Origin of the sequence: Lysobacter niastensis, assembly GCF_015453285.1 — a bacterium.
Lineage (GTDB): Bacteria > Pseudomonadota > Gammaproteobacteria > Xanthomonadales > Xanthomonadaceae > Lysobacter_J > Lysobacter_J niastensis.
In genome coordinates this window covers 219,752-245,222 of record NZ_JADLZT010000004.1, presented here as the reverse complement: position 1 = coordinate 245,222, position 25,471 = coordinate 219,752, and the positions used below count along the sequence as shown (strand labels likewise).

Sequence of the window (25,471 nt, the reverse complement as noted above, 5' to 3'; positions counted from 1 at the left end):
CGCCGTTGCGGCACTGCTACACTGGATTCGAGGAGTCTTCATGTTCACGACGCAAAGTCTAAGCGGCGACAAGACCGAGCAGTATGCGCAGCTGGCCCAGCAGGCGCGTGCGCTGCTGACGGGCGAGCGTGACCGCACCGCCAATGCCGCCAACCTTTCGGCACTGATCTATCACTCGCTGCCGGCACTCAACTGGGCCGGCTTCTATTTCTTCGACGGCACCGAACTGGTCGTGGGCCCCTTCCAGGGCCTGCCTGCCTGCGTGCGCATTCCGCTCGACAAGGGCGTGTGCGGCGCCGCCGCTACGACGCGGCAGACGCAACGCATCGCCGACGTGCACGCCTTCCCCGGCCATATCGCCTGCGACTCGGCTTCGAACTCGGAGCTGGTCGTGCCTTTGTTCGCCGCCGATGGCAAGCTGATCGGGGTGCTCGACCTGGACAGCCCGGAACTGGACCGCTTCGACGCGGACGACCAGGAAGGGCTGGAAGATATCGCCAAAGCGTTCGTGGAGTCGCTGGCGTGAACGGATTGAAGATGCGCAACATCGGGCCCAAGTCCGCCGCCTGGCTCCGCCAGGTCGGACTGCGCACACCCGAGGACATCGCCGCGCTCGGTTCGGTCGAGGCGTACATGCGCGTCAAGCGAGCCGGCTTCAAGCCGACGCTCAATCTGCTCTACGCCATCGAAGGCGCACTGCTGGACTGCCACTGGCAGGAAATTCCCGATGAGCGCCGCAACGAACTGATCGCCGCCGCAGAGGCTGCGACCGCCTTGCTGCCGCCGCCCCGCCATCGCCCTGCCGCGGCCCCGTGCACCACGAGCGTGCCGGACGAAGCCCCGGCCATGGCGATGCCGTCGCTGTTCGACGAACCCGAGAACTGACGGCTCCCGCGAGCCGCTCCGCAAGCTCCATCACCGATCGTCCTTTGGACCGGGCTGCCGGATCGCGTAGACTGCGCGCGCTTCGAGGTGACCCGGCGGCGTCCTGCTCACGGGTTGAAACGGGAAGCCGGTGACGCCGCAACACGGCCAGTCCGGCACTGCCCCCGCAACGGTAAGCGAGTCCACGCTCGGCATCCGCCACTGTGCAACGCACGGGAAGGCGCCGAAGCAGGAGGTATCCCTCCAGCTCGCGAGTCCGGAGACCGGCCTGGATGCATTGGGTCCCAGGACCCACACGGGTTGCGATGCGGAGGGCGTCGCGGCGGCGATGCCTGCGCTTTCGCGCGACGCACGCGGCCGGATTTCTCCATCGCAACCTCCCTTGCTGATGTCGCGGCGTTCCGGGGACGGTGCGCCGTGCGATGGAGACTATCGATGCCGATTCACCGCCTTACCCTCGCTGTCGCCTGTGCGGCTGCGCTCGCCCTGCCCGCTACCGCGTTCGCGCAGGACCAGGACGCCACCGACCTCGACCAGGTCGTGGTGACGTCCAACCGCACCGCCGTCAGCGTCAACGACGCGCTGACGCCCGTCGAAGTCATCGACAGCGCTCAGATCCGCGCCAGCCAGGCCCGCTCGCTGCCTGACCTGCTGCGCGGCCGCGCCGGCATCTCGATCGCCAACCAGGGCGGCCAGGGCAAGCTGACCACGTTGTTCCTGCGCGGCAGCGAGTCCGACCACGTGCTGGTGCTGGTCGACGGCATCCGCGTCGGCTCGGCGACCTCCGGCTTGACCGCGTTTCAGGACCTGCCGATCGAGATGATCGACCGCGTCGAGATCGTGCGCGGCCCGCGTTCGAGCCTGTATGGCGCCGACGCCATCGGCGGCGTGATCCAGGTGTTCACCCGCCGCGACCGCGGAAGTTTCGCGCCGCGCATCCGCCTCGATGCCGGCAGCCACGATACGCAGGGCTACGGCCTCGGCTTCGGCGGCAGCAGCGAGCGCGGCTGGTTCGGCGCCGACTTCCAGCACAGCCGCACCGATGGCATCAACGCCTGCTACGGCCTGTTCGACCCGGTGACGTTCGAAGGCGGCGGCTGCTTCATCGCACGCGACTCGCAACCCGATCGCGACGGCTACGAGAAGGACGCGCTGTCGCTGCGTGGCGGCGTTTCCTTCAACGAGCAGTGGAGCCTGGAAGGCCACGCGCTGCGCAACGAAGGCGACAACGAGTACGACGGCGACTTCACCGACCGCTCCGAAACCGTGCAGCAGGTGATCGGCGGCAAGCTGCGCTGGCGCCCGTCCGAGCGTGTCGACCTGCACCTGACCGCGGGCCGCAACGAGGACTCGTCCGACAATTTCCTCGGTGACGCGCCGGCCGGCTTCTTCAGCACCGACCGCGACAGCGCCACGCTGCAGGGCGACTTCGGCATCGCCCAGAACCAGCTGGTGAGCGTTGGCCTGGACTGGCTGCGCGACAGCGTCGACGCCTCGACGCCCTACGACGAGACCGAGCGCGACAACAAGGCCGCGTTCGTGCAGTACCAGGGCAGGTTCGGCGCGCAGTCGCTGGAGGCGAGCGTGCGCAACGACGACAACGAGCAGTTCGGCAACCACACCACCGGCAGCGCCGCCTGGGGCATGGCTTTCGCCGAGCACTGGCGCGTCACCGCCGGCTACGGCACCGCCTTCAAGGCGCCGACGTTCAACGAGCTGTACTTCCCGTTCTTCGGCAACCCGAACCTCGACCCGGAGGAGTCCGAAACCTGGGAGCTGGGCCTGGCATGGCGCGGCGATGCGTTCAACGTCCACCTGGATACGTTCCAGACCGATGTGGACGACCTGATCGCGTTCGACATCTCGATCAACCTGCCCAACAACGTCGAAGAGGCGCGCATCCGCGGTGCCGAACTCGGCGCCGACGCCACCGTCGCTGACTGGACCTTTGCCGGCGCGATCAGCTACGTCGACACCGAGAACCGCTCCGGCTTCTTCGAGGGCAATGAGCTGGCCCGCCGTGCGAAGAACAGCGCGCGCCTGGACGTCGACCGCGCCTTCGGCAACTTCCGCGTCGGCCTGACCGCCGTCGGCGAAGGCGCACGCTACGACGACGTTGCCAACACCCGCCGCCTCGGCGGATACGGAACGCTCGACCTGCGCGCGGAATACGCGTTCACGCCGGCCTGGTCGCTGCAGGCACGCGCGGCCAATGTGTTCGACCGCGACTACGAGACGGTGGCGTTCTACAACCAGCCGGGTCGCGAGTGGTACCTGACGCTGCGCTACGCGCCGGCGAACTGATCCGGCTATAAGAAAGAAGCCCGGCTACCGCCGGGCTTTTTTTTGCCCGCACGAAAGCGGGAAGCCACTACCTCTGCTTGCAGTGGCATTGCTGCATTACGTCGCTGGAGTCCCTCCTTCACGAGAATGAGCCCGTCGTCCTGTCCGCTCTGCGCACAGCCTCGCCTCGCATTGACACCATCGTTGACGCCGGAAAATCATGGCGCGGGGAAGTCCAATCTTGGCTGGGCCCGCAGTGGCCCGCGCATCAGGGCGAGGCGAATGAAGTCATTGGTGATGGAGCTGGTGGATCAGTACGACCCGAGCCTTCCGCTCGAGGAAGCTTCGACGATTCCCTCATCCTGGTACATCGACGACCGCATCTACGAGCGCGAGCGCCGCACCACCTTCTCGCGCACCTGGCAGCTTGCCGGCCGTGTCGACCAGCTGCGCGAACCCGGCCAGTACGTCACCTGCGAGATCGCTGGCGAGCCCATCGTGCTGGTGCGCGGAAGCGATGGCGAGCTGCGCGGCTTCTTCAACGTCTGCCGCCACCACGCCGCCGCGGTGATGACCGAGCCCTCCGGCTGCGCGCAGAACCTGCGCTGCCCGTATCACGGCTGGACCTACACGCTCGAAGGGGCGCTCAAGGGCACGCCGAGCTTCAACAGCGAATGCCATTTCGACCGCAGCGAGCACGGTCTCGCGCCGGTGGCGACCGCGGTGTGGGAGAACTGGGTGTTCGTACGGCTGGATGCACAGGGCCCGAGCCTGGAGGAGTTCCTGGGCCAGGACCTGATCGAGCAGATCCGCCCACTGCAACTGGGCAAGCTGCACTGGTTCGAGCGCCGCCATTACTTCTTCGACTGCAACTGGAAGGTCTTCGTCGACAACTACCTCGACGGTGGCTACCACGTCCCGCACCTGCACAAGGGGCTGGACAGCGTGCTGGATTACAAGAACTACACCATCGAGAACGGCACGCGCTTCTGCCTGCAGTCGAGTCCGCTGACGACGAACAAGGCGCAGGACGACTACGCGGCCGTACGCAAGGGCGACCGGGCGCTGTACTACTGGATCCACCCCAACCTGATGATCAACTGGTACGAGGGGATGATGGACACCAACCTCGTGCTGCCGATGGGCGTGGACAAGACCGAGGTGATCTTCGACTTCTGGTTTGCCGATGTTTCCGAGACCGCGCACGCGTACAACCGCGCCAGCATCGACGTCGGCCAGCAGATCCAGGACGAGGACATGGCGATCTGCAAATCCGTGCAGCGCGGCCTGCACTCGCGGGCGTATTCGACCGGGCGCCTGTCGGCTCGCCGCGAGGGCGGCGAACACCTGTTCCACCGCCTGCTGCACGCCGACCTGACGACGGGCGGCTGACCCGCGCCGCCCCTCAATCCGGAGGCAGACGCACCGGGACCGCCTGCGCGGCCTGCAGTTGCTGGCTGCGCAGCCACCAGGCGGCGGAGCCCAGCCACATCAGGATCAGCGTGATCACGGTCTTCTGGCGGAGGCCCTCCGGCGCGCCGTGCCAGTAGGCATAGATCCACAGCGCGATGAAGGCGGCCACGGCCAACGGGAAGGCCAGGCCGAAATGCCGGCGCCAGCGATCGTCGTAATGGAATCGCCACGACTGCAGCATCATCGCCGACGTCACCGACAGGAAGGTCGTCAACGCCGCGATGCGGTGCAGCAGGTTTTCCTGGTCGTGCGTGAAGTACGGCAGGTCGTTCTCGGTGATGGCAGTAGCCCACAAACCGACGCCCGCGACCACCAGCAGAAGCACCGGCGCGGCACTGCGTGCCTGCGGCCGCAACGCGCCGTAAAGACCGGCGCCGAGCAGGATCAGCGCCATGCTCAGCACGTAGTACGCGCCGCGCACCCAGCCACCGTAATGACCCTTCAGGTAGTTGCTCAGCGGATCATTCCGCCAGTCAAGGTCGGGCCGCATCCACTGCGCGAGCAGGCAGATCGTGGCGAACAGCAACACCGCGGCAAAGCAGAGCAGGCCCGAGCGCCGGCGCACGATGCCTTCGAGTACGAATGCGCTGAGCAGCGGCATCTTCATGCGGAGGTTGTACAACGCGGTGTCGAAGATGAGCCTCATACACGCGCCAACGACAGCGGCGTGCGGCGACGGCCACGCTTCATCGAGCAGCCGTTCTTTACCTTGCGGCGATCGCCGTTCTCACCGAGTGAACGTTTCTCACCCGCGGCGCAACGAAGCGATCACGCGCGACCGGATCGGACAGCACGTCGCGTGGATACTCATCGAATAGCGGATTGTCCGGCCACGCGAGCAGGTCTGCGTGGCGCGCACGGAACTCCGGCCATGCCTGCGTGGCCGGTTCGCCGCTCATGCGTTCATGAATCAGCAGCAGGAAGGCCAGCGTGACCGTCTCGTGATACAGGCCGTGCTTGCCATGCGTGGCGGCATAAGCCTGCAACGTCGCGCGAAAGCACGCGATCGCCTGCAACAGTGGATGGCGCTGCAGGTACAGCCAGGTCAGGCGGACATGCTCGGCGTGGCTGAAGCACTCCAGAGGCAAGCGGCCGCTTTCGACCTCCTGCAGCAGGTCGTCGTCATGCACGTTCATGGCGCGTCGCCCTCGACCAGCTGATGACTGTCGTCAGCGGTCAGCGTCAGGCCATAGATCTTCTTCAGCTCGACGGCCTGCCGCAGCGTCTCCTCGGAGAACGGGCACTTGCCTTCCAGACTGTGCAGCAGCACGCCTTCGAGCAGGTCGCTCAGCGACAGGTCGTGGTATTCGGCCAAGCCCTTGAGCACCTTGAGCAGGCGCTTCTCGATGCGGACGCCGGTCTGGACGCGCTCGATGACGACGGGCTGGGACGCTCTGGAGGCAGGCATGGGGAAGGTCGAGCTTCGTGAACTTGGTACAAATGTACCACGGTCACAAGACTCCTCCCTGAACCAGCCGGACCGCCTCGGCCACCCGCGGCGGTCCCGCCTCGCCTACTTCGCCTTCAGCACCGCCTGCGCCGCATTCCGTCCCGCCGCACCGCTGATGCCGCCACCGCCATGCACACCGGCACCGCACAGGTACAGGCCATCGATTGGCGTCAGATGGGTCGACCAGCCCGGCATCGGCCGCATGAAGAACATCTGGTCGAGGATCAGCTGGCCGTGGTTCGGATCGCCTTCGGTCAGCGAGTAGTCGCGCTCGAGGTCGACCGGCGTGATCGAACGCAGCGAGCGCACCGACGCTTTCAGCTGCGGGAAGCGCTCGGCCAGCGTGTCGACGGCCAGTTGCTCGACGCGCGCGCGGGCGGTGTCCCAGGTTTCGTGGCGCAGCTTGTACGGCGCCGACTGGACGTGGATCGAGACGACGTCGCCCGCCGTGGTCACTTCGAGGTACGGCCGCTCGGCGAGCTCGCCGTACTTGGCGGCGTCGAAGGCACGCTCCAGGTACTTCAGCGTCGGTGCGATCGCGACCGTGCCGGCGGGAATGCCGTGCTTGCCGTCGGTCAGCAGGTGCACCTTGGCCTGCGAGCCACGCATCTTGATCGAGCGCGTGTGCCAGACGAACTCCGGTGGCAGTTCCGGCGCGCCGACCAGGCCGAGCAGCGTCGTGCGCGGATCCGCTGCGGACAACACGATGCCTGCAAGGATTTCCTCGCCGCTCTCCAGGCGCACACCGGTGGCTCGCTGACGGTCGACCACGATCTGCGCCACGGCAGCAGCCGTGCGCACTTCGCCGCCACGCGACTTCAGCGCCGCCACCAGCGCCTCGGCGATGCGTACGCTGCCGCCCGCGGGCGCGCGATGGGCCACGCCGCCGCGGTTGAGCCAGTTGTGCATCAGCGTGTAGCCGGTGCCGGCCGACATCGAACCCAGCGTGTGGCCATGGATGGCGACCGCGGCGATCGCCGCCTTCAGTTCCTCGGACTCGAACCATTCCTCGGTGAGTTCAACCGCCGACATCGACATCGCGCGGATCACCCGGAACATGTCGCGGCCGCCGAGGCGGCGCAGCGTCCACGCCAGCTTCGCCAGCGGCCAGCCTTCGGCGAGTCCGATATTCGGCAGGCGCGGCATCGGCGTGCGGTAGGCCGCATCGAGGAACGCCGCGGCGCGATCCATGAAGGCGGCGAACTCCGGCCACGCCCCAGCGTCCTTCGCCGAGAACTGGCGGATCGACTCCAGTGTCTTCGCGTCATTCGGCTTTGACGACAGCGACAGCGTGCGGCCATCCGGCAGCATTGAGGTGTAGACCGCGTCCACGCTGTCCGCGTCTGACAGACCGAAACGTGCGAGGTCCAGGTCGCGCACGATGTCGGGACGCAGGCGTCCGCCCGCGTGCAACGGCGGATACGCCTGGCCATCGAACGATGCACCTGCCAGCTGCCCGCCGGCATCGGCGCGGCGCTCCAGCACCAGCACTTTCTTTCCGGCCTTCGCCAGGTAGTTCGCCGCGACCAGGCCGTTGTGGCCGGCGCCGACGACGATGGCGTCGAATGTGTTGTTTGCGCCCATGGCTTACTTCCAGTCCTTCAGCACTTCCATCGCGGCCATCTTGCCGGCCGCCCCCATGACACCGCCGCCCGGATGCGCACCGGACGCGCCGAAGTAATAGCCCGGCAGCGGCGTGCGGAAATCCGCCCATTGCGGCGCAGGACGCAGGAAGAACAGTTGATGCAGCAGAAGTTCGCCGTGGAAGATGTTGCCGCCGGTGATGCCGGCGATGTTCTCGATGTCCTTCGGCGTGATGACCTGCTTGCCGACGATGGCGCGGCGGATGTTCGGCGCGTAGCGCTCGATGGTGGAGATGACCGTCTCGCCGAACGCGTCGCGCTTGGCGTCGTCCCAGCCGCCTTCGATGTCGTACGGCGCGTACTGCACGAAGCACGACATCACGTGGTGGCCCGGAGGCGCCATGTCGCGGTCGATCATCGACGGGATGATCATGTCGATGTACGGATTCTTCGCGAACTGTCCGTACTTGGCCTCGTCGTAGGCGCGCTCGATGTACTCCATGCTCGGACTGATCGAGATCGCGCCGCGGTGCAGCGGGCCCTCGCCCGGCAGGCAGGTGAAATCGGGCAGTTCGCTGAGCGCGATGTTGACCTTGCCCGACGAGCCGCGCACGCGGAAGTTGCGGATCTGCTGGACGAAATCGCCTGGCAGGTGCTTCTCCTCGACGAACTGTAGGAAGCTGCGCTTCGGGTCAGCGGCGGATATCACCACCTTGGCCTGCAGCTCGTCGCCGTTGGCGAGGGCGACGCCGGCGGCGCGGCCGTTCTTGACGATGACCTGCTGCACGGCGGCATTGGTGCGGATCTCCACGCCCAGCGCGCGCGCCGAACTGGCGATCGCCTGTGTCACGCCGCCGTTGCCGTTCTTGCAGAAGCCCCAGGCGCGGAACGCGCCGTCGATTTCGCCCATGTAGTGGTGCAGCAGCACGTAGGCCGTGCCCGGTGAGTTCGGACCGAGGAACGTGCCGATGATGCCGCTGGCCGACTTGGTGCCCTTGAGTGGGTCGAACTCGAACCATTCGTTGAGCAGGTCCGCCGCCGACTGCGTCAGCAGCTTCGAGATGCGGTACAGCTCCTGCTCGCTCAGGCTCTTGCCGTACTGCCCGAGCTTGAGCAGGCCCTTCATGTCGCGCAGGCTCAGCGACGACGGATCCGGCGGCACCAGGCCGATGATCGGCTTGATCGCCTTGGCGGCGCGCGCCATCACGCGGCCGTATTCGTCGGAGGCCTCGGCGTCGAGCGGCGAGTGGCGGTACAGCTCCTGCCGCGACAGGTCGTGGTCGTCCCACGCGGCGAGGTAATCGCCGTTGTCCATCGGCGTGACCGTGCTCGGCAGCGGCAGGATCTTCAGGCCGTGCCGCGGCAGTTCGAGGTCGCGGATGATCTCCGGCCGCAGCAGGCTGACCACGTAGGAGAACTGGCTGAAGCGATAGCCGGGGAATGGTTCGGCGGTGACGGCGGCGCCGCCGACCACTTCGCGTCGCTCGAGCACGGCCACCTTCTTGCCCGCGCGCGCCAGGTAGGCGGCGGCGATCAGGCCATTGTGTCCGGCGCCGATGACGATGGCGTCGTATTGATTGCTGGTCATGAGGTCTTCAAGTCGTTGGTTGTCTTAGCCCCTCTCCCGCATGCGGGAGAGGGGTTGGGGTGAGGGGCTTCTGCCTCGGCAAACAAAACAGAGCACCCTCATCCGCCCTGCGGGCACCTTCTCCCGCGCGCGGGAGAAGGGACTTGCTACTTCTTCTTCCACTCCGGCTCGTAGAACGGCAGCTTCACGACCCTGCCCATCGCGTGCAGGCGCTTGTGCTCGACCGTGATCTCCATGTTGAGCTGGGTGCCGGGTTCGTAGTGCGGGCGCTGCAGGTGCACCAGCGCGATGTACTTCTTCAGCACCGGCGACCATGTGCTGGTGGAGGCGTAACCGACCTGGTTACCTCCCAGCATCAGCGGCAGGCTGCCGCGCACCGCCAAGCCCGGAATCTGCGGCGGCAGGCCGGCGGCGGCGTACAGGCGCTCCATCGATTCCCAGTCGACCTCGAAGCCCATCAGCTTCCACGCGGAACCTTCGCGCTTCTCGCGCTCGAGCGCGCGGCGGCCGACGAAGTAACCCGGCTTGTCGAGCTGCACCGCCCAGTCCAGGCCCATTTCCAGCGGCGTGGACTTCTGGCCTTCGATCCAGGCGTGGTTCGCGGCGGTGTAGTCGACGTCGATCATGAAGAGGCCGGCTTCGACGCGCGCCATGTCCATGGCCAGGATGCCGCACGGGACGATGCCGTAGTCGTGGCCTGCAGCCATCAGCGCGTCCCACACGTGCAGCGCGTCGGCGACGTCGATCCAGATTTCGTAGCCGAGGTCGCCGGTGTAGCCGGTGCGCGAGATCGTCACCGGCTTGCCGGCCAGCGTGTTCTGCATCACGCGGAAGTACTTGAGCTTGTCCAGCGGCTTGCCGCAGACGAGGTTGAGCACGGTGCGCGACTTCGGGCCCTGCAGGCTCAGCGCGGCGACCTGCTCGGTCACCTCGGTGATCGTCACGTCCATGCCGACCGCGTTCATCGTCAGCCAGCGCAGCGACGGCTCGGCCGAGGTCAGGCGGAACAGGTTTTCGCCCAGGCGCGACACGGTGCCGTCGTCGAGCATCTTGCCGTCCTCGTCGCACCAGCCGGTGTAGCCGACCTGGCCCACCGCCATCTTGTGCACGTCGCGCGGCGTCAGCTTGTGCAGCAGTCGCGCGGCGTCGGGGCCTTCGATCATGTATTTCATCAGCGGCGAGACGTCGATCATCGCGACGGCGTCGCGGATCGCCCAGTACTCGCGGTCGAGGTGCAGGTCGTAGGAGCCGGCGACGATGTGGCCGGCCCAGCGCCGCCAGTTCTGCGGCAGGCACAGCTTCGACGTGCGCTCGTGGAAGGGAGTTCGCTTGAGTTGCAGCATGAGGGTCGTTTGCGGAGTTCGTTCGGGAGAAGCGCCGGCACCAGTGAGTGTGGTTCAGTGCTTCTGGTTCGGAAGGGGACCGGCGTCGCCGGATCGTAGCGGCGTTGCGGCTCCGCGCATACGCAGGAAGCCGTAGACCGGCAATCCCGCAGCGGCGAGAGCGATCGCCCACAGGAACGGCTCGTGGCCGAGGCCGATGAAGGCGAACACCACGTAGGCCAGTCCCGGGATCGCCAGCACCATCAGGTCGCTGCCGGCCGGGCGCTGCCCGCGCTTCCACAGCACCATCAGCGCCACCGCGCAGCACAGGTACAGCGGCAGGTTGGCGGCGGTGACCACGGTGGTGATGAAGGTGAACCCCTGCACCAGCGACTTGCTGTAGTTCATCAGCACCATGGCGCTGGCCAGCACGCCGGTCACCAGCAGTGCGCGCGCCGGTGCACCGTGGCGGTTGCTGTGCGCCAGCATCGACGGCAGGCCGCCGTTGTTGGCGATGGTGCGGGTCAGTTCGCCGACCAGCAGCACCCAGCCGTTGAGCGCGCCGAGGCCGCTGACGATCACGAACAGCGCCAGCACGCGGCCGTAGCCCGGGCCTGCCAGTCGATCGAGCAGGTCCGCGAACGGCGCCTTGGACGCGGCCAGCTCGGTGGCCGGGATCAGCAGCAGCGGGATCGCCGACACCAGCAGGTAGATGCCGGCGGTCACCAGCGTGCCGACGATGGTCGCGCGCGGGATCGTGCGGCCCGGATCCTTGACGCGGTCGGCCGGCACGGTCGCCGACTCGAAGCCGAGCATCGCGAACAACGCGATGGTGGAAGCCGCCATCAGCGGATGCAGGCCGACGGCCATCGGCGATGCGTGCTGCGTGTAGCTGGACGGGCTGGTCACCAGCAGCGACACGCCGAGCACGGCCACCGCCAGCATCGGCAGCAGCTTCAGCACCGTCGTCACAACCTGGACGCGGCCACCGGTGCGCACACCGAGCAGGTTCACCATCACAAACAGCCACAGCAGCGCCAGCGCCTGCAGCGCCGGGGGAATGCCCTGCAGCGCCGGAAAGACCGTATCGAGGTAGCCGACCACGCCGATCGAGATCGCGGCGTTGGTGATCCACAGCGACACCCAGTACGACCACATCGCCACGAACGCGGGGATCTCGCCGAGCGTGCCGCGGATGTAGCCGTACGGGCCGTCGGCGGCCGGCATGTCGCGGGCCAGGCGCGCGAACACCCGCGCCATCGCCACGCAGCCCAGGACTGTGATCACCCAGCCGAACATCGCGTTGTGGCCGTACGGCGCCAGCGAGGCCGGCAGCATGAAGATGCCGATACCGATGGTGTTGCCGACCACCAGCGCGGTGCACATCCAGAAACCGAGCTTGCGCCCCGCCTGCGTGTCGCCTGTCGTGTTGCCCTGGTCCTGCATGTACGCGCCCCTCGTCGAATTATGTGCCGGCCATGCCGGTGGTGCTTCCAGGCGAACCGCGCTCCCCGACTCAGGGTGCCCCATCCGCGCACGGATCGCCATCTGCAGTGCACACAAGATGACCGCGGGCCACGACGGCCTGCACGTTTTCCAGCGTGGTGATGTCGGCCAGCGGATCACCGGACACCGCGACCAGGTCGGCGGACTTGCCGGGCGTCACCGAGCCCAGCTCCGCCTCCCGTCCGAGCGAGCGCGCCGCGTTGATCGTCGCGGACTGGATCGCCTGCATCGGAGTCAGCCCGTAGCGCACCATGTACTTGAACTGGCGCGCGTTGTCGCCGTGCGGATACACGCCGCTGTCGGTGCCGTAGCCGATGTTGACGCCGGCCTTGGCCGCCTTGCGGAATCCCTGTCGCTGGACGTCGGTCGTTTCCAGGTTCTTGCGCAGCTTTTCCGCCGACCAGCCTTCCTGCCGGCCGACCGTGTCGATGTAGTCGCCGTTGTAGATGTCGGCGACCAGCCAGGTGCCGTGCTGTTTCATCAGCGCGATGCCTTCGTCATCGAGGTAGGACGCGTGCTCGATCGAGCGCGCGCCGGCACGTACCGCGCGCTTGATGCCCTCGGCACCGTGTGCGTGCGCGGCGACGAAGCCGCCGCGGCGCTTGGCCTCTTCCACCGCCGCGCGGATCTCGGCCTCGGTGTACTCGGACTCGCCCGGCTCGGTGCCGTCGGCAAGCACTGCGCCGGTGGCGATCACCTTGATGAAATCCACGCCGTGGTCGAACAGGTAGTTGACCTTCTGCCGCACCTCCTGCTCGGAGTCCGACACGCCGAGGCGGAATTCCTGCGGGACGACGGTACCCTCGGGCAGGCCGGTGATTTCGCCGCCACCGCCTGTGATCGTGATGTACGCGCCGGCCACGAACATGCGCGGTCCGGGAATGAGCCCGGCGCTGATCGCATCGCGCAGGGCGACATCGGACAGGCCGCGGAAGACGCCGACGTCGCGCACGGTGGTGAACCCAGCGCGGACCGTGTCCCTTGCATTCTTCGCGCCGATGAAGGCGTCGCGCGCCGGCGTGCTCTTCAACGGCGCGGCGGGGTCGGCGGACTGGCCTTCGTCGGCGATGTGCGTGTGCAGGTCCATCAGGCCGGGCAGCACCGTGTAGCGCGACCAATCGAGCACCTTCGCGTCGCCCACGTTGGCACTGGCGTACGGCTCGACGCGGGTGATGCGCTCGCCTTCGATGCGGATCGCCTGGTCGGCGAGCACCTTGCCGTGGTCGACGTCGACCAGCTTGCCGGCGTGGATGACCACGACGTCCGCCTTCGGCGCCGCCGAAGCGAGCGAGGTTCCAGCCAGTGCCAGTACGAGTGCGGAGGCGAGCAGCGTGCGGTTCCGGGTCATGGCGTCTCGGGGTCGAAGTGGATGGGGTGTCGTGGAACTCATCGTGACCGCTCGTAGCGACCGTAGCGCTTGAGCAGTTTCACCAGCTCGGCATGCGGCAGCGCCTTGGCGTAGTGGCCGTCTTCGCCGCGCATGTCGCGGGCGGCGACCATCGCGTTGACGATCGCCTCCTCGGTGGCCTGCACGGTCGCCTCGAACAGCGTGTCGAGATGATCGTTGCCGACGAACTGTGCCTGGTTGACCGCGGCGCCTGCGGCTGCCGCGGCGTTGGCGGTCGAGAACGCGATGAATATGTCGCCGGAGCCGTTGCCGGCGTAGCTGCCCATCCGCGCCAGACCCATGCCTGCACGTTTGGCCAGGCGCTTGAGCTGATGCGGGAGCAGCGGCGCATCGGTGGCTATCACTACAATGATCGAGCCCGTATCGCCGCCCGGCTGCTCGCCGGCCACCGCCAGCGCGAGATCGGTGTAGACGCGGTCCTCGCGAAGGTGCTGGCCGACCGGCACGCCGGCGATGCGCAGCGTGTCGCGCACGCCGTAGTTGGCCTGCACCAGCGCGCCTACGGTGTAGCCCTGTCCTTCAGCGGCGACGCGGCGCGAGGCGGTGCCGATGCCGCACTTGAACTCGTGGCAGACCATGCCGGTGCCGCCACCGACATTGCCTTCGGCAACCGGCCCGTCCTTCGCGTCACTCAATGCCTGCGCGGCATGTTCGGGCTTCACGTGGAAGCCGTTGATGTCGTTGAGGTGTCCGTCCCACGTCTCGGCGACGACCGGCAGCGACCACCAGTAACCGCTGGCATCGGCGCCACCGGCGCGCACGCGCTCGGCGATCACCGCGTCGCGCACAACGCCGACGCTGTGCGTGTTGGTCAGCATCACCGGCCCTTCCAGCTGGCCGGATTCCTCCAGCCATGCGGTGCCGGTCATCTCGCCATTGCCATTGAGCGCGAACCAGCCGCCGAACACCGGCGTGTCGAAGCTGCCCCGGCCGCGCGGCAGGATCGCGGTGACGCCGGTGCGCACCTTGTTTCCGTCGGCGAGGTCCTCCACCAGTGTCACCTGGCCGACGCTGACGCCGGCGACATCGGTGATCGCGTTGAGCGTGCCGGGGGAGCCCTCGAACGGCACGCCGAGGTCGCGGGCACGGGGTTCGGCGGCGGTGGCGGCGAAGATGCTGCTTGCCGCCAAGGTCATGAGCAGAAAGCCCACAAACACCGTTCGTCCTGAGCGTAGGCGCGCAGCGCCGGAGTCGAAGGATGAGCGGATCTGGAACCACGCCGGCGCGCCCTTCGACTCCGGGCCTTCGGCCCCACGCTCAGGACGAACGGAGATCACTCTTGCAGCGGCAATGCCTGCGTTATGTGCCCCGAACGTCGCGCTGCGCATCACGGCGCCCCCTTCAGATACTGGTCGTACCAGGCCAAATTGCGTGTCAACCGGTCGCGCAGGTAACTCGGCACCGTCAGGCCGTGGTTCTCGCCGGGATACACCACCAGCCGCGTGGGCACGTTGCGCGAGCGCAGCGCCTGGTACATCTGCTCCGCGCCGAGGCACGGCACGTTGGCGTCAGCATCGGCACACTGGAACATCGTCGGCGTCGTGATGCGGTCGGAGTGCAGGAACGGAAAGCTGGCGCGGTCGTACACCTCGCGGTTGGCCCATGGTGTGCCGAGCTCCAGTTCGTACTCGCGGATGTACTGGTCGTGTCCGTACATGCCGTACATGTTCGAGGCGCCCGCGCCGCTGATTGCCGCCTTGAAGCGCGTGTCGCTGGCGATGACCGCGTTGGTCAGGATGCCGCCGTAGCTCCAGCCGCCAACACCGAGGCGCTGCGGATCGGCGATGCCCTGCGCGACGACATGGTCCACGCCGGCCAGCACGTCGCGCACGTCGACGTTGCCCCAGTCGGCATAGATCGCCCTGGAGAAATCGAAGCCGCGCCCGGAGCTGCCGCGCGGATTCACCGCCAGCACCGCGTAGCCGTTGGCGGCGTACACCTGCCAGTCGGGCATGAACTCGTGGCTGAACTGGTAAACCGGCCCGCCATGCAGGCGCACGATCATCGGGTAGCGCCGGCCGGGCTGGTAGTCCAGCGGTTTGACCAGCAGGCCTTCGATCTGCGTGTCGTCGCCACTGCGGAAGCGGATCGCCTCGGTCGGTGCGAGCTGCTTCTTCGACAGGAACTCGTTGTGGTCGGCCAGCGTGCGCAGGCCGCTGCCTTCGACGGCATCGATCGTGTACGGATGCAGGTCGCCGCCGCCAAGCACGGCGATGCGGCCGTCGCGCGAGACGTCGAGGTCGTAGTCGAAGCGCGCCCCCTGCGTGACTGCGGTCACCTGCCCGCTGTCGAGGTCGATGCGCGAGAGGTTCGTCACGCGGCTCTGCTCGACCAGCGCGTAGACACTGCGGCCGTCTGGCGACCAGTGCGGCTTGGTGAAGCAGCGATCAATTGGCGCCGGGATGCGCTCGGTGCCGGTGGCGACGTCGACGATCGCCAGCTGCCACGGCGCGTAGTAAATCCACTTGTCCTCGCCGCTGCGCAGGTAGGCGATGCGCGTGCTGTCAGGGCTCCAGGTCGGACGTGTTTCCCAGTAAGGATCGAGGTCGGAACCGGTGAAGGTCGTCAGCTGTCGCTCGGCAGCACCCGCCTTCGGCTCGATCACGTATATGTCGAAGTTGAGGTGCCGGTCCGGATCGACTCCGCGCTTGGTGACGTAAGCGATCAGGCGTCCGTCCGGCGACCACGACGGCAACTGTTCGTCGTGCGCGCCGGGCGTCAGCAGGTCGGCGCGGCCGCTGGCGATGTCGAACACGTACAGATGCTTGCGGCGCCCGTCGAGATAACCGACGCCGTCCTCGCGGAGCTGGTAGCGCTCGGTGACGATGGGTGGCGGATTCTTCGGCTTCGGCGTGCCCGCGGGGCGCTCTGGGTCGCGTGCGATCAGCGCCAGGCGCTTGCCGTCCGGCGACCAGACGAAATCCTCGACGCCGTCGGCGAACTTGGTCAGCCGTCGTGGCTTGCCGCCGCCGGCCGGCATCAGCCAGACCTGCGTTGTTGCGTCGTCCTCGTCCTCTCCAGGCATCGGTGCGTCTGACAGGAAGGCGATCGACTTGCCGTCCGGCGACCACTGCGGCCGCCATTCGCTGTGTTTGGGCGTGTCGGTCAGACGCACGCGGCCGGTGCCGTCATAGCCGACGCGCCACAGGTCCGACTGCGTCTTGTCTTCGGCCAGGTTGGCGGTGCTGACCGTGTAGGCCAGCGTATTGCCATCGGGCGAGAACACCGGCTCGGTCAGGTCGGCGAGCCTTGCGAGATCGCCTGCGCCGAAACGCGCGTCCGTGTCCGCGGCCCAGGCGGGCGCGGCGAGCAGCAGCACCGAGAGCAACGCGCCGCGCATCAACGCGGCTCTGCCATGCGCGCATACACCTCGCGCGCCTGCCGCAGGTAGTCGAGCGTCGCGCTCTTCTCGCCTGCGTCGTTGTAGTCGTCGCGCGCGGTCGCGGCCTCGATCACGCGGCCGATCCATGCGGCGAAGTACTTCGCGTCCTCCTGCGAGCCTGGCACTTCGCCCGTCTTCCCCAGCCACACCGGGTTGGTGGTGGCGTACGGGTACAGGTCGAGCAGCAACGGATCGGCGCCGTCGTTCCAGGCGCGCAGCAGCAGCCAGCCGTCCCCCAGCGCAATGTCGCCTTCGGCATCGAGCGTGCGGCGATCACCGGCCAGTTCGAAACGCTTGACGACCTGGCCGTTGTGGACGAGCTCCACGTGATCAACCGCCACCGGCGAGCGCAGCGCCAGGCGGAAGCGATGCGTACCCGCCGCGACGGTGTCACCCGGCTTGCGGCCATCCAGCAGCAGGCCCAGCAGCGGACCGTTGCTGGCGAATCCGTGCCCGGCCTTGAGCGCCGACAGCATGGACGCGTGGTCGCGGCGTCCGTCGCCTTGACCACTTACGTCCAGGAACACGCGATTCATGCCGACCGGTCCGCGCAGCGAGGCGTAGTTGGCCATGGCGTCGGTGCCCGCACCCGCGGACACGCGGAAACCGAGGTTGAGCAGGCGATACCAGACGCTGGCCGTGGCCTTGTGGTCGGAGAATCCGACCACTTCCAGGTAATCGACCTTGCCGTGCGCGACGTCGGCCGGCAGCTGGTGGCTCAGCACCGGGTCCTTCGCAGGATCGGGCACGGTGTCGAACGGATGTACGTAACCGACCAGACCCTGCTGCGCGTCCGCGAGGTCGGCGATCACGCCGTTGTGCGGATACGGGCTCGCCAGCGCGGTGTGCCGGTAGGCGGTGAAGTCCGGCGTCAGGTAGTGACTGCGCAGATTGAGCAGGCCCAGATGCCCCCAGAAGCTGGTGTGGTACTCCTGCGCGTGCTCGATCCGCACCGGTGTGGTGTCGTCCTGGCGCCCGAACTGCGCGATATCGGGGATGCGCTCTTCCTTGTTGACGATCAGCTGCTCGACGACGTCGAGGTCTTCGGCTTGCGCCTGCGCCGCAAGGCGTTGCGGTGTGTTTCGGTAATGGCCGCCGTAGTTCATGTGCACGTGCAGGTCGGCGCTGATCCAGTCGCCGAACTCGGGCGGCAGTGCCTGCGCCTGCAGTTGCGCGCGCACCGCCGTGTCGCGACCAGCGACGGCATCGATGCGCTTTTGCCACAAGGCATGGGCGAAGCCGTGCTGCACGGTGACATCGGCGGCGCCAGCGGGAACGTCGATCGTGCACGGCGGCGCGCAATGGAAGTAGTGGGCCTCGCTGCGCAGCTTCGCGCGATCGAAGCCGTCGTCTGCATGCATCCAGGCGCTGGACGGCGCGTACGCGCGCCCATCGCTGCCGGTGACCGACACGCGTGCCGGCACCCGGCGGCCCTGGCCGTCGGCGACGTCCAGCACCAGCCGCGCCGTCGGCGCCAGCGTGCGCCGCCGCTTTGCCTCGACTACCCGGGTCGCACCGCCGACCACGTCCATCACCATCAGCGTGGTGTTGCCGTCCGCGCCGTCGTTGCCGATATAGGCGATGCGGCGTGCGTCCGGCGACCAGCGCGCGTTGCGGCGCTCGCCATCGCCGAAGGTGACCGGCAACGGCGCTGCGCCGGCCATCGTCGTCAGCCACAGCTGGTGCGTCTGGCGGCCGCGGTAGCTGGCGTACAGCACGCGCTTGCCGTCCGGGGCGATGTCAGGGCGCGCGCTCCAGCTGGTTTCCTCGGACAGGAGCTTCTTCGCCTGCGACGGCGCATCCACCGGTACCGACCACAGGTCGCCGGAGCCCCAGGCGACTTCGGCGTTACCGACGAACACCAGCGTCTTGCCGTCGGGCGACCAGGCCGGGTTGATGGCGTGATCGAAGGCCGAGTAGTAGTAGCGATCGATGTTGCTCTTGCGCTCGCCCAACAGCGGGCGTGCGTTGCGCAGGCCGTCGGGACCGAGGTCGGCGACGAACAGGTTGAAGTGCCCGGTGCCCTGCGTCGACACCCAGGCGATGCGCTTGCCGTCGGGCGACAGTCGCGGCTCGACGTTGACTGCACCGCCGCGTGTCAGCGCCTGCGCGCGGCCGTTGGCGAGGTCGAGCCGCCACAACTCCATCGCGTTGCCGTCGTAGCGCGTGAACACCACGCTGCGGCCGTCGCGCGCGACGTCCGGCTGGTAGTCGTAGGCGTCGTCGGCGCGGGTCAGTTCGACCGCTTCGTCATCGCCGATGCGCTGTCGCCACAGCGACCCGGCCATGCTGTAGACGAGCGATTGCCCGTCCGGCATGAACGCCGCCGACGACGGCCCCGTGGTCAGCTGCGGCAGGTACAGCTCGCGCCAGTAGTAGCTGTGCGGCAGGTCGACCTGCTTGAGCACCGCCTCGCGTCCGTCCGCCCAAGTGGGTCCGGCCACGGACACGAGCAGCGCCGCGGCCAGCCCCCAGTGTCGTGGCCGCACCGGCTCAGCCCTCCCGCTCGAACAGCGCTTCGTCGAGGCTGGTGCGCAGCAGCACCACGGCCTCGTCGATCTCCTCGCGCGTCACGTTCAACGGCGGCATGAAGCGCACCGTGCTGGTGCCGCAGGACAGCAACAGCAGGCCGTTGTGGTAGGCGCGGGTGATCACGTCGTCGCACAGTTTGCGCGCCGGTGTGCGTTCCTCGTCCTGCTCGATGAGTTCCATGCCGATCATCAGGCCCTTGCCGCGGATCTCGCCGATGCAGGGATAGTCGCGCGCCAGGTCGCGCAGCTTCGACATGAAATGCGCGCCGACGGTGGCGGCGTTGCCCATCATGCCGCCCTCGACCAGGTCGATCGTGGCGTTGGCGGCGGCGCAGGCGATCGGATTGCCGCCGTAGGTGTTGCCGTGCGCGCCACGCTTCCACTGCGAGATCAGGTGCTTCCTCGCCACCATCGCGCCGATCGGCAGGCCCGAGCCCAGGCCCTTGGCCAGCGTCATGATGTCCGGCTGCACGCCCCAGTGCTGGCTGGCGAACATGCGCCCGGTGCGGCCGATGCCCGACTGCACCTCGTCGAAGATCAGCAGGATGCCGTGCTCGTCGCACAGCGCGCGCAGGCCGGCGAGGAAACCGTCCGGCGGGACCACGTAACCGCCCTCGCCCTGGATCGGCTCGACCAGGATCGCTGCCACTTCCGACGGCGGCACGCTGCGTTCGAACAGCATGCGGATGTAATCGAGCACCGCCTTGCCCTGGTCGGCACCGGCGAACAACGGCCGGTACGGATTCGGGTACGGCACGTGCGTGACGCCCGGCATCGTCGCGAAGAAGCCTTTCTGCTGCGTGTACTTGCTGGAGGTGAAGGCCAGCGAGCCCATCGTGCGGCCGTGGAATCCGCCGAGGAAGCCGATGAAGCGCGAGCGCCCGGTGACATAGCGCGCCAGCTTGATTGCCGCTTCCACGGCCTCGGTGCCGGACTGGCACAGGAAGCTCATGGCCGGTGCGCCCATCGGAGCCACGCGCGCAAGGCGCTCGCCGAGACCCACCATCTGCTCGTGCCAGTAGTCGCTGGAGATGTGCAGGAAACGGTCGGCCGCGTCCTTCACGGCCTGCACCACCTGCGGATGCGCATGACCGGTGCTGCATACGGCGATGCCCGCGGCGAAGTCGAGGAAGCGGTTGCCGTCGACGTCCCATACCTGCGTACCGCGGCCGTGCGACATCACGAACGGGTAGTCACGCGGGTAGGACGGCGAGATCACCTCGGCGTCGCGCGCGATCAGTGCGCGCGCCTTCGGGCCTGGCAGTTCGGTCTGGATGTTGCGGTTGCGGCTCATGGGTTTCCTCGGCTGACATTCCCGCGAGCGCGGAAATGCGGCTCCTGTTCCTGTATGAAGGACCGCGGCCGGTTCGCCGGGTTCCCTCCGCTGGACGAACTCAAAGCGTGCAGGCGCATGCCGATCATGCGCCTCCCGGCATGGCGATCGGCCTGCTGTGCGCCTCGCGGGTGCGCGCATGCAGCGCGCGCAGCGATGCCAGCTCGGCTACGGTCGGCGCGGCGATCAGGTCCACCTTGTCGGCCAGCGCCAGCGGCCAGCCGGTCGCAGCGCGCGCCTCTTCGATGGTGGCCTCCTCGAACAGCGCGCTCAGCTGCAGTTCGTCGGTCTGCGGGTGCGGCGTCAGCACGCCGTAGTCGGTGATCACCGCGCGCGGGCCTCCACCGGAGGCGCGGCTGCGTTTTCTCGCGCCGCCGCCTTCCAGGTATCCGGCGGTGGTGCGGAAATCGAGTTGCGGCACCAGGCTGCGCGGGCTGGCCTTGAGCATCACGAAGGTCTGTTTCGCATGCGCGGCGATCTCCGGCGCGCCGCCTGCACCCGGAAGGCGCGTGCCGGGCTGCTCGTAGCGGCCGATCACGGTGCTGTTGAGGTTACCGTGGCGGTCCACCTGCGCCGCGCCGAGGAAACCGACATCGACGCGCCCGCCCTGCAGGTAATGACTGAAGACCTCCGGCAGCGGCACGACGAACGCCGCGGTCTCGGCCAACTCGCCATCGCCGATCGACAGCGGCAACACGTCGGGCCGCGTTCCGATCGTTCCGGACTCATAGATCAGCACGACACCGGGCGCGTGCGTGAGCCGCGCGAGGTTGCACGCGGCACTGGGAAGGCCGATACCAACGAAGCACACGCAACGGTCCCACAACATCCGGGCTGCAGTGACGGTCATCCATTCGTCGCGTGTGGCGTCGCTCATGCTGCTTTCCTTTGCAGTCTGGCCAGAAACCCGGCGTGGTCGCGCGTCTCCATGACGTGCTCGCGCATCCAGTCGAGGAACCGCTCGCGGTCGCGCGAGATCGCATCCCAGGACTGGTAGAAGGCGTTGTCGCGCGCGTAGTGCCCGTGCGCGTACGACGGATAGGCGCCGCCCGGGCAATGCACCACGGCATCGACGATCCAGTGCGGCAGTACCACCGAGTTCATCGCCGGCGGCAGGCGGTCGACGATTTCCTCGACCGTTACGACCAGCGCTTTGGCCGCCATCGCCGCCTCGCGCTGCGCGCCGACGATGCCGTGGATGGCGACGTTGCCTTCGTGATCGGCGCGCTGCGCATGCAGGATGGTCACGTCCGGATGGATGGCCGGAACCGCCGCCAGTGTTTCGCCGGTGAACGGACAGTCGACGCGGCGGATCTTCGCGTTGACCTGGTCGAGGTCGTTGTCGAGGTAGCCGCGCAGCACGCCGAACGGAAGGTGCGCGGCGCCGGCGCAGTACGCGGCCGCCATGCCGGCGTGGCTGTGCTCGTCGAGCTCGATCGCGCAAGGCCACGCCCGTTCGGCGGCATCGCGCAACCGGTGCAGCGAACCCACGCCGGGATTGCCGCCCCACGAGAACGTCAGCGTGCGCGCACATCCCATGCCGATCATCTGGTCGTAGATCAGGTCCGGCGTCATCCGCACCAGGTGCAGGTCGCGCCGGCCCTGCCGGATGATCTCGTGGCCGGCGGCGAACGGGATCAGGTGAGTGAAGCCTTCCAGCGCGACGCAGGCGCCATCGAAGACGTGGCGCGCGATCGCTTCGTTGAGCGGGAGGAACTCCATGGTCAGGGCCTTACTCCACCACGGTGCGCGACTGCTCGCGCAGGTACTGCTGCAGGTAATAGAACGACGCGATCGCCTTGCCGGTCGAACCCGAACCCTTCCAGCCGCCGAACGGCTGGTAGCCGGGCCAGGCGCCGGTGGTCGCGCCCTGCGGGCGGTTGGCGTAGGTGACGCCGGCCTCGATGTGCTCCTGGAACCACGGCACTTCGTCGGCGCCGCCGTAGAACCCCGCGGTCAGGCCCATGTCGGTGTCGTTGGCCAGCCGCATCGCTTCTTCGCGGTCGTGGTAGCGGTGCATCATCACGATCGGCAGGAACATCTCCTGCTTCCACAGCGGATGCGACAGATCGGCCTCGGCCAGCACCGGCTCGACGTACCAGCCGCGTGCCAGGCCGTCCTCGCGCAGTTGTTCGCCACCGGACAGCACCTTCGCCCCTCCGGCGCGGAGCAGCTGCACATAGTTTGCGTAGTTGCCGTACGCACCCTCGTTGATCACCGGACCCAGCCAGTGTTCGCGCCTGCGCGCATCGCCGATGCGGACTGCGTCGATCTTCTCCATCACCTTCGCGGCCAGCTCGTCGGCGACGCTTTCGTGCACGTACAGCCTCGACAGCGCCGAGCACTTCTGCCCGCCCATGCCGAAGGCCGAGCGGACGATGCCGGCGGCGGCACGCTCCAGGTCGGCATGCTCGGTGACGATGCAGGGATTCTTGCCGCCCATCTCGGCGATGCACGGACGCGGCCAGGCGCCGCTGGCCATCTGCCGCAGCAACTGCATGCCGACGCCGACCGAGCCGGTGAAGGTGATGCCGGCTGTGAGCGGATGGTGCGCCAGCGCTTCACCGACCTCGCGCCCCGAACCCGACACGTAGTTGAAGACGCCCGGCGGCAGGCCGGCGTCGCGTATGCAGTCGGCGAGCAGCCGGCCCGACCACGGCGTGTCGCTCGCCGCCTTGCACACCACGGTGTTACCGGTGACCAGCGCGGCGGCGACGGGTCCGCCGGCCAATGCCAGCGGAAAATTGAAGGGGGCGATCACCACCCACACGCCATGCGGCCGCATCACGCTGCGGTTGCGCGACACCGTGCCTTCCAGCGGATCGTTCGGCAGTTCGTTCTCGTAGCCGGCATGGCGCTCGAAGTCGTCGGCGTAGTGATGGAAGAAATCCACCGTCTCCTGCGCCTCGCCGAGCGCCTCCATGCGGTTCTTGCCGACTTCCAGCGTCAGCGCCGCGGCGATCTCGTAGACGCGCTGCTCCATCAGGTCGCCGACCTTGCGCACCAGGCGCGCTCGCTCGGCCACCGGCAACGCGCGCCAGGCCGGCCAGGCCGCCTTCGCCGCCTTCATCGCGACGTCGACGTCGGCTTCGTCGGCCAGCGCGAACTCGCCCAGCAGCAGTTCGCTGTCGATCGGGCTACGACGCTGCGCATGGCGCTTGGCTGCGCGGTCCTCGCCGTCGATGAACAACTCGTGGCGCGCGCCCAGCCCGGCCTCCACCTTCGCCATCGCGGCGTCGAAGCGCTCGTGCATCGCTTCGGGCGGGTTGAACATCGTCGCGTAAGTCAGGCGGAAGGTCATGGCGGTCTCGTGACGTGTCCGAAGCGGTGATCGGGTTCAGTGAGGGAAGTGGCGGGCCAGCAGGCGGTCGAGCAGTGCCACCGCGTCGGCGAGCTCCCTCTCTTCAATAACCAACGGAGGCGCGAGCAGGATCAGGTTGCCGCGCGTCGCGAACGACACGCCCTGCGCCATCGCCTCGTCGACCAGCGCCTTCAGCGGTGCCGGCGTCTGTGGCCATGGCGCCAGCGGCTCGCGGCTGTTGCGGTCGGCCACCAGCTCGACCACCGCGAACAGGCCATGCCCGCCGCGCACGTCGCCGATCACGGCGTGGCGCTGCTGCAGCTGCTGCAACTGGCTCAACAACGCCGCGCCCAGCGTGCGCGAGCGCTCGATCAGGCTCTCTTCCTCGTAGGCCTGGAGCGCTGCAAGGCCGGCCGCGCAGGCCAACGGGTGGCCGCAGTAGGTCAGGCCGGTGTAGAGCGTCTCGTGCTGCAGGCGCGCGGCGACGTCGCGACTCAGCACCACCGCGCCCAGCGGCAGCGCAGCGCCGGTCAGGCCCTTGGCCAGCGTCATCAGGTCGGGGCGACCGGCTTCGCCGTGGCGCTGCCAGGCGAACCATTCGCCGCAGCGGCCGAACGCGCTCATCACCTCGTCGGCGATCAGCCATACGCCGCGCTGCGCGGTGTGCTCACGCAGCGCCGGCCAGTACGAATCGGGCGCGACGATGCCGTTGGAGCCGGCGTTGGGCTCGACGATCACGGCGGCCACGCGCCCGGCACCGAGCGCGTCGATGCGCTGCGCGACCGCATCGGCGGCCAGTTCGCCGCACTGCGCGGCATCGCGGCTGCCGAACGGGCACCGGTAGGCGTACGGCGGCGGCACATGCTCCACGCCGAACGCGTCCGGATCGACCTGCACGCGCGTGCGTGTGTCGCCGGACATCGCCATCGCCAGGTGCGTGGCGCCGTGGTACGAGCGGTCGCGGGCAATGACGATGCCGCCGTCGCCGGTGCCGCGCAGCTTGCCGGAGGCCTGACGCGCGATCTTGACCGCGTGCTCGTTGGCGTCGGCGCCGGCGAGCGTGAAGAACACGCGCCCGCCTTCGAAGCCGGAACGCTCCAGCAGCGCCTGCGCGAGTTCCGCGCGCGGCGTCGCCCCCCATGCGTTGGTGACAAAACACAGCCGCTGCGCCTGTTCGCGGATCGCTGCGACCAGCCGCGGGTGCTGGTGGCCGAGGTTGCTGCACTCGGCAAGACTGCTCATGTCGAGGATCTGGCGGCCGTCGGCGAGGCGCAGCCGCGCGCCTTCGCCGCCGACGACGGTCGGCGCGTCCCAGTCGGCCTGGACCGACCAGCTGTGCAGCACCGAATCGCGCTCCGCCATCACCATCGGTCGACCGCCATCGTCCCTGCCCCCAAGGAATGTGCGCTATGCGCACATATGTGCG

Annotated in this window: 20 protein-coding genes and 1 riboswitch; of the genes, 4 read left to right on the top strand and 16 right to left on the bottom strand. The window is 68.0% G+C overall.

The window, feature by feature from the left end; genetic code table 11:
• Positions 1-40: 40 nt before the first annotated feature.
• The 4 genes from IU514_RS08615 (at position 41) to IU514_RS08600 (ending at position 4,560) form a co-directional block, all read left to right on the top strand.
• A complete protein-coding gene (locus tag IU514_RS08615; protein WP_194930691.1) occupies positions 41-526 on the top strand; it encodes a GAF domain-containing protein in 486 nt (161 codons plus the stop codon).
• Positions 523-885: a TfoX/Sxy family protein gene (locus tag IU514_RS08610; protein WP_194930690.1), complete on the top strand. Its 363-nt coding sequence runs from the start codon at positions 523-525 to the stop codon at positions 883-885. Before IU514_RS08615 ends, IU514_RS08610 begins: the two co-directional genes overlap by 4 nt.
• 68 nt (positions 886-953) lie before the next feature.
• A riboswitch (cobalamin riboswitch) is annotated at positions 954-1,171 on the top strand.
• A gap of 149 nt (positions 1,172-1,320) precedes the next feature.
• Complete coding sequence (btuB, locus tag IU514_RS08605; RefSeq protein WP_194930689.1) at positions 1,321-3,189, top strand: TonB-dependent vitamin B12 receptor; 1,869 nt, start codon at positions 1,321-1,323, stop codon at positions 3,187-3,189.
• Between the two features lie 261 nt (positions 3,190-3,450).
• The gene (locus IU514_RS08600) at positions 3,451-4,560 is read left to right on the top strand and encodes an aromatic ring-hydroxylating oxygenase subunit alpha (RefSeq protein WP_194930688.1); all 1,110 of its coding nucleotides are present in this window, start codon (positions 3,451-3,453) and stop codon (positions 4,558-4,560) included.
• A gap of 13 nt (positions 4,561-4,573) precedes the next feature.
• On the opposite strand, the gene IU514_RS08595 is transcribed toward IU514_RS08600, so the two are convergent.
• The 16 genes from IU514_RS08595 to IU514_RS08520 form a co-directional block, all read right to left on the bottom strand.
• The gene (locus IU514_RS08595) at positions 4,574-5,287 is read right to left on the bottom strand and encodes a DUF998 domain-containing protein (protein WP_194930687.1); all 714 of its coding nucleotides are present in this window, start codon (positions 5,285-5,287) and stop codon (positions 4,574-4,576) included.
• Between the two features lie 58 nt (positions 5,288-5,345).
• On the bottom strand, positions 5,346-5,777 hold the full coding sequence (locus IU514_RS08590) for a hypothetical protein (protein ID WP_194930686.1): 432 nt from the start codon (positions 5,775-5,777) through the stop codon (positions 5,346-5,348).
• Complete coding sequence (locus IU514_RS08585) at positions 5,774-6,049, bottom strand: hypothetical protein (protein ID WP_194930685.1); 276 nt, start codon at positions 6,047-6,049, stop codon at positions 5,774-5,776. Before IU514_RS08585 ends, IU514_RS08590 begins: the two co-directional genes overlap by 4 nt.
• 105 nt (positions 6,050-6,154) lie before the next feature.
• Positions 6,155-7,675, bottom strand: coding sequence for a phytoene desaturase family protein (locus IU514_RS08580; protein ID WP_194930684.1), 1,521 nt, complete (start codon positions 7,673-7,675; stop codon positions 6,155-6,157).
• A 3-nt stretch (positions 7,676-7,678) separates the two neighbouring features.
• Positions 7,679-9,262 (bottom strand): phytoene desaturase family protein, encoded by a 1,584-nt coding sequence (locus tag IU514_RS08575; protein ID WP_194930683.1) that lies wholly within the window; start codon positions 9,260-9,262, stop codon positions 7,679-7,681.
• A 146-nt stretch (positions 9,263-9,408) separates the two neighbouring features.
• Positions 9,409-10,605, bottom strand: coding sequence for an aminomethyl transferase family protein (locus tag IU514_RS08570; RefSeq protein WP_194930682.1), 1,197 nt, complete (start codon positions 10,603-10,605; stop codon positions 9,409-9,411).
• A gap of 54 nt (positions 10,606-10,659) precedes the next feature.
• Positions 10,660-12,030 (bottom strand): APC family permease, encoded by a 1,371-nt coding sequence (locus IU514_RS08565; protein WP_194930681.1) that lies wholly within the window; start codon positions 12,028-12,030, stop codon positions 10,660-10,662.
• A gap of 70 nt (positions 12,031-12,100) precedes the next feature.
• Positions 12,101-13,438 carry a Xaa-Pro dipeptidase gene (locus IU514_RS08560; protein ID WP_194930680.1) on the bottom strand — a complete coding sequence of 446 codons (1,338 nt, stop codon included), beginning with the start codon at positions 13,436-13,438 and terminating at the stop codon, positions 12,101-12,103.
• 38 nt (positions 13,439-13,476) lie between these two features.
• The gene (locus IU514_RS08555; RefSeq protein ID WP_194930679.1) at positions 13,477-14,634 is read right to left on the bottom strand and encodes a DmpA family aminopeptidase; all 1,158 of its coding nucleotides are present in this window, start codon (positions 14,632-14,634) and stop codon (positions 13,477-13,479) included.
• Between the two features lie 191 nt (positions 14,635-14,825).
• Positions 14,826-16,838, bottom strand: coding sequence for a S9 family peptidase (locus IU514_RS08550; RefSeq protein WP_194930678.1), 2,013 nt, complete (start codon positions 16,836-16,838; stop codon positions 14,826-14,828).
• On the bottom strand, positions 16,838-19,369 hold the full coding sequence (locus tag IU514_RS08545; protein ID WP_324187803.1) for a CehA/McbA family metallohydrolase: 2,532 nt from the start codon (positions 19,367-19,369) through the stop codon (positions 16,838-16,840). The genes IU514_RS08550 and IU514_RS08545 overlap by 1 nt, the downstream gene beginning before the upstream one ends.
• Positions 19,370-19,373: 4 nt before the next feature.
• Complete coding sequence (locus IU514_RS08540) at positions 19,374-20,705, bottom strand: acetyl ornithine aminotransferase family protein (protein WP_194930677.1); 1,332 nt, start codon at positions 20,703-20,705, stop codon at positions 19,374-19,376.
• A gap of 124 nt (positions 20,706-20,829) precedes the next feature.
• A complete protein-coding gene (locus IU514_RS08535; RefSeq protein WP_194930676.1) occupies positions 20,830-21,621 on the bottom strand; it encodes a CoA-transferase subunit beta in 792 nt (263 codons plus the stop codon).
• Positions 21,618-22,466 carry a CoA transferase subunit A gene (locus IU514_RS08530; RefSeq protein ID WP_194930675.1) on the bottom strand — a complete coding sequence of 283 codons (849 nt, stop codon included), beginning with the start codon at positions 22,464-22,466 and terminating at the stop codon, positions 21,618-21,620. Before IU514_RS08530 ends, IU514_RS08535 begins: the two co-directional genes overlap by 4 nt.
• A 10-nt stretch (positions 22,467-22,476) precedes the next feature.
• On the bottom strand, positions 22,477-24,045 hold the full coding sequence (locus IU514_RS08525) for an aldehyde dehydrogenase family protein (RefSeq protein WP_194930674.1): 1,569 nt from the start codon (positions 24,043-24,045) through the stop codon (positions 22,477-22,479).
• Positions 24,046-24,081: 36 nt separating this feature from the next.
• Positions 24,082-25,407: an aminotransferase family protein gene (locus IU514_RS08520; RefSeq protein WP_228760583.1), complete on the bottom strand. Its 1,326-nt coding sequence runs from the start codon at positions 25,405-25,407 to the stop codon at positions 24,082-24,084.
• Positions 25,408-25,471 lie beyond the last annotated feature (64 nt).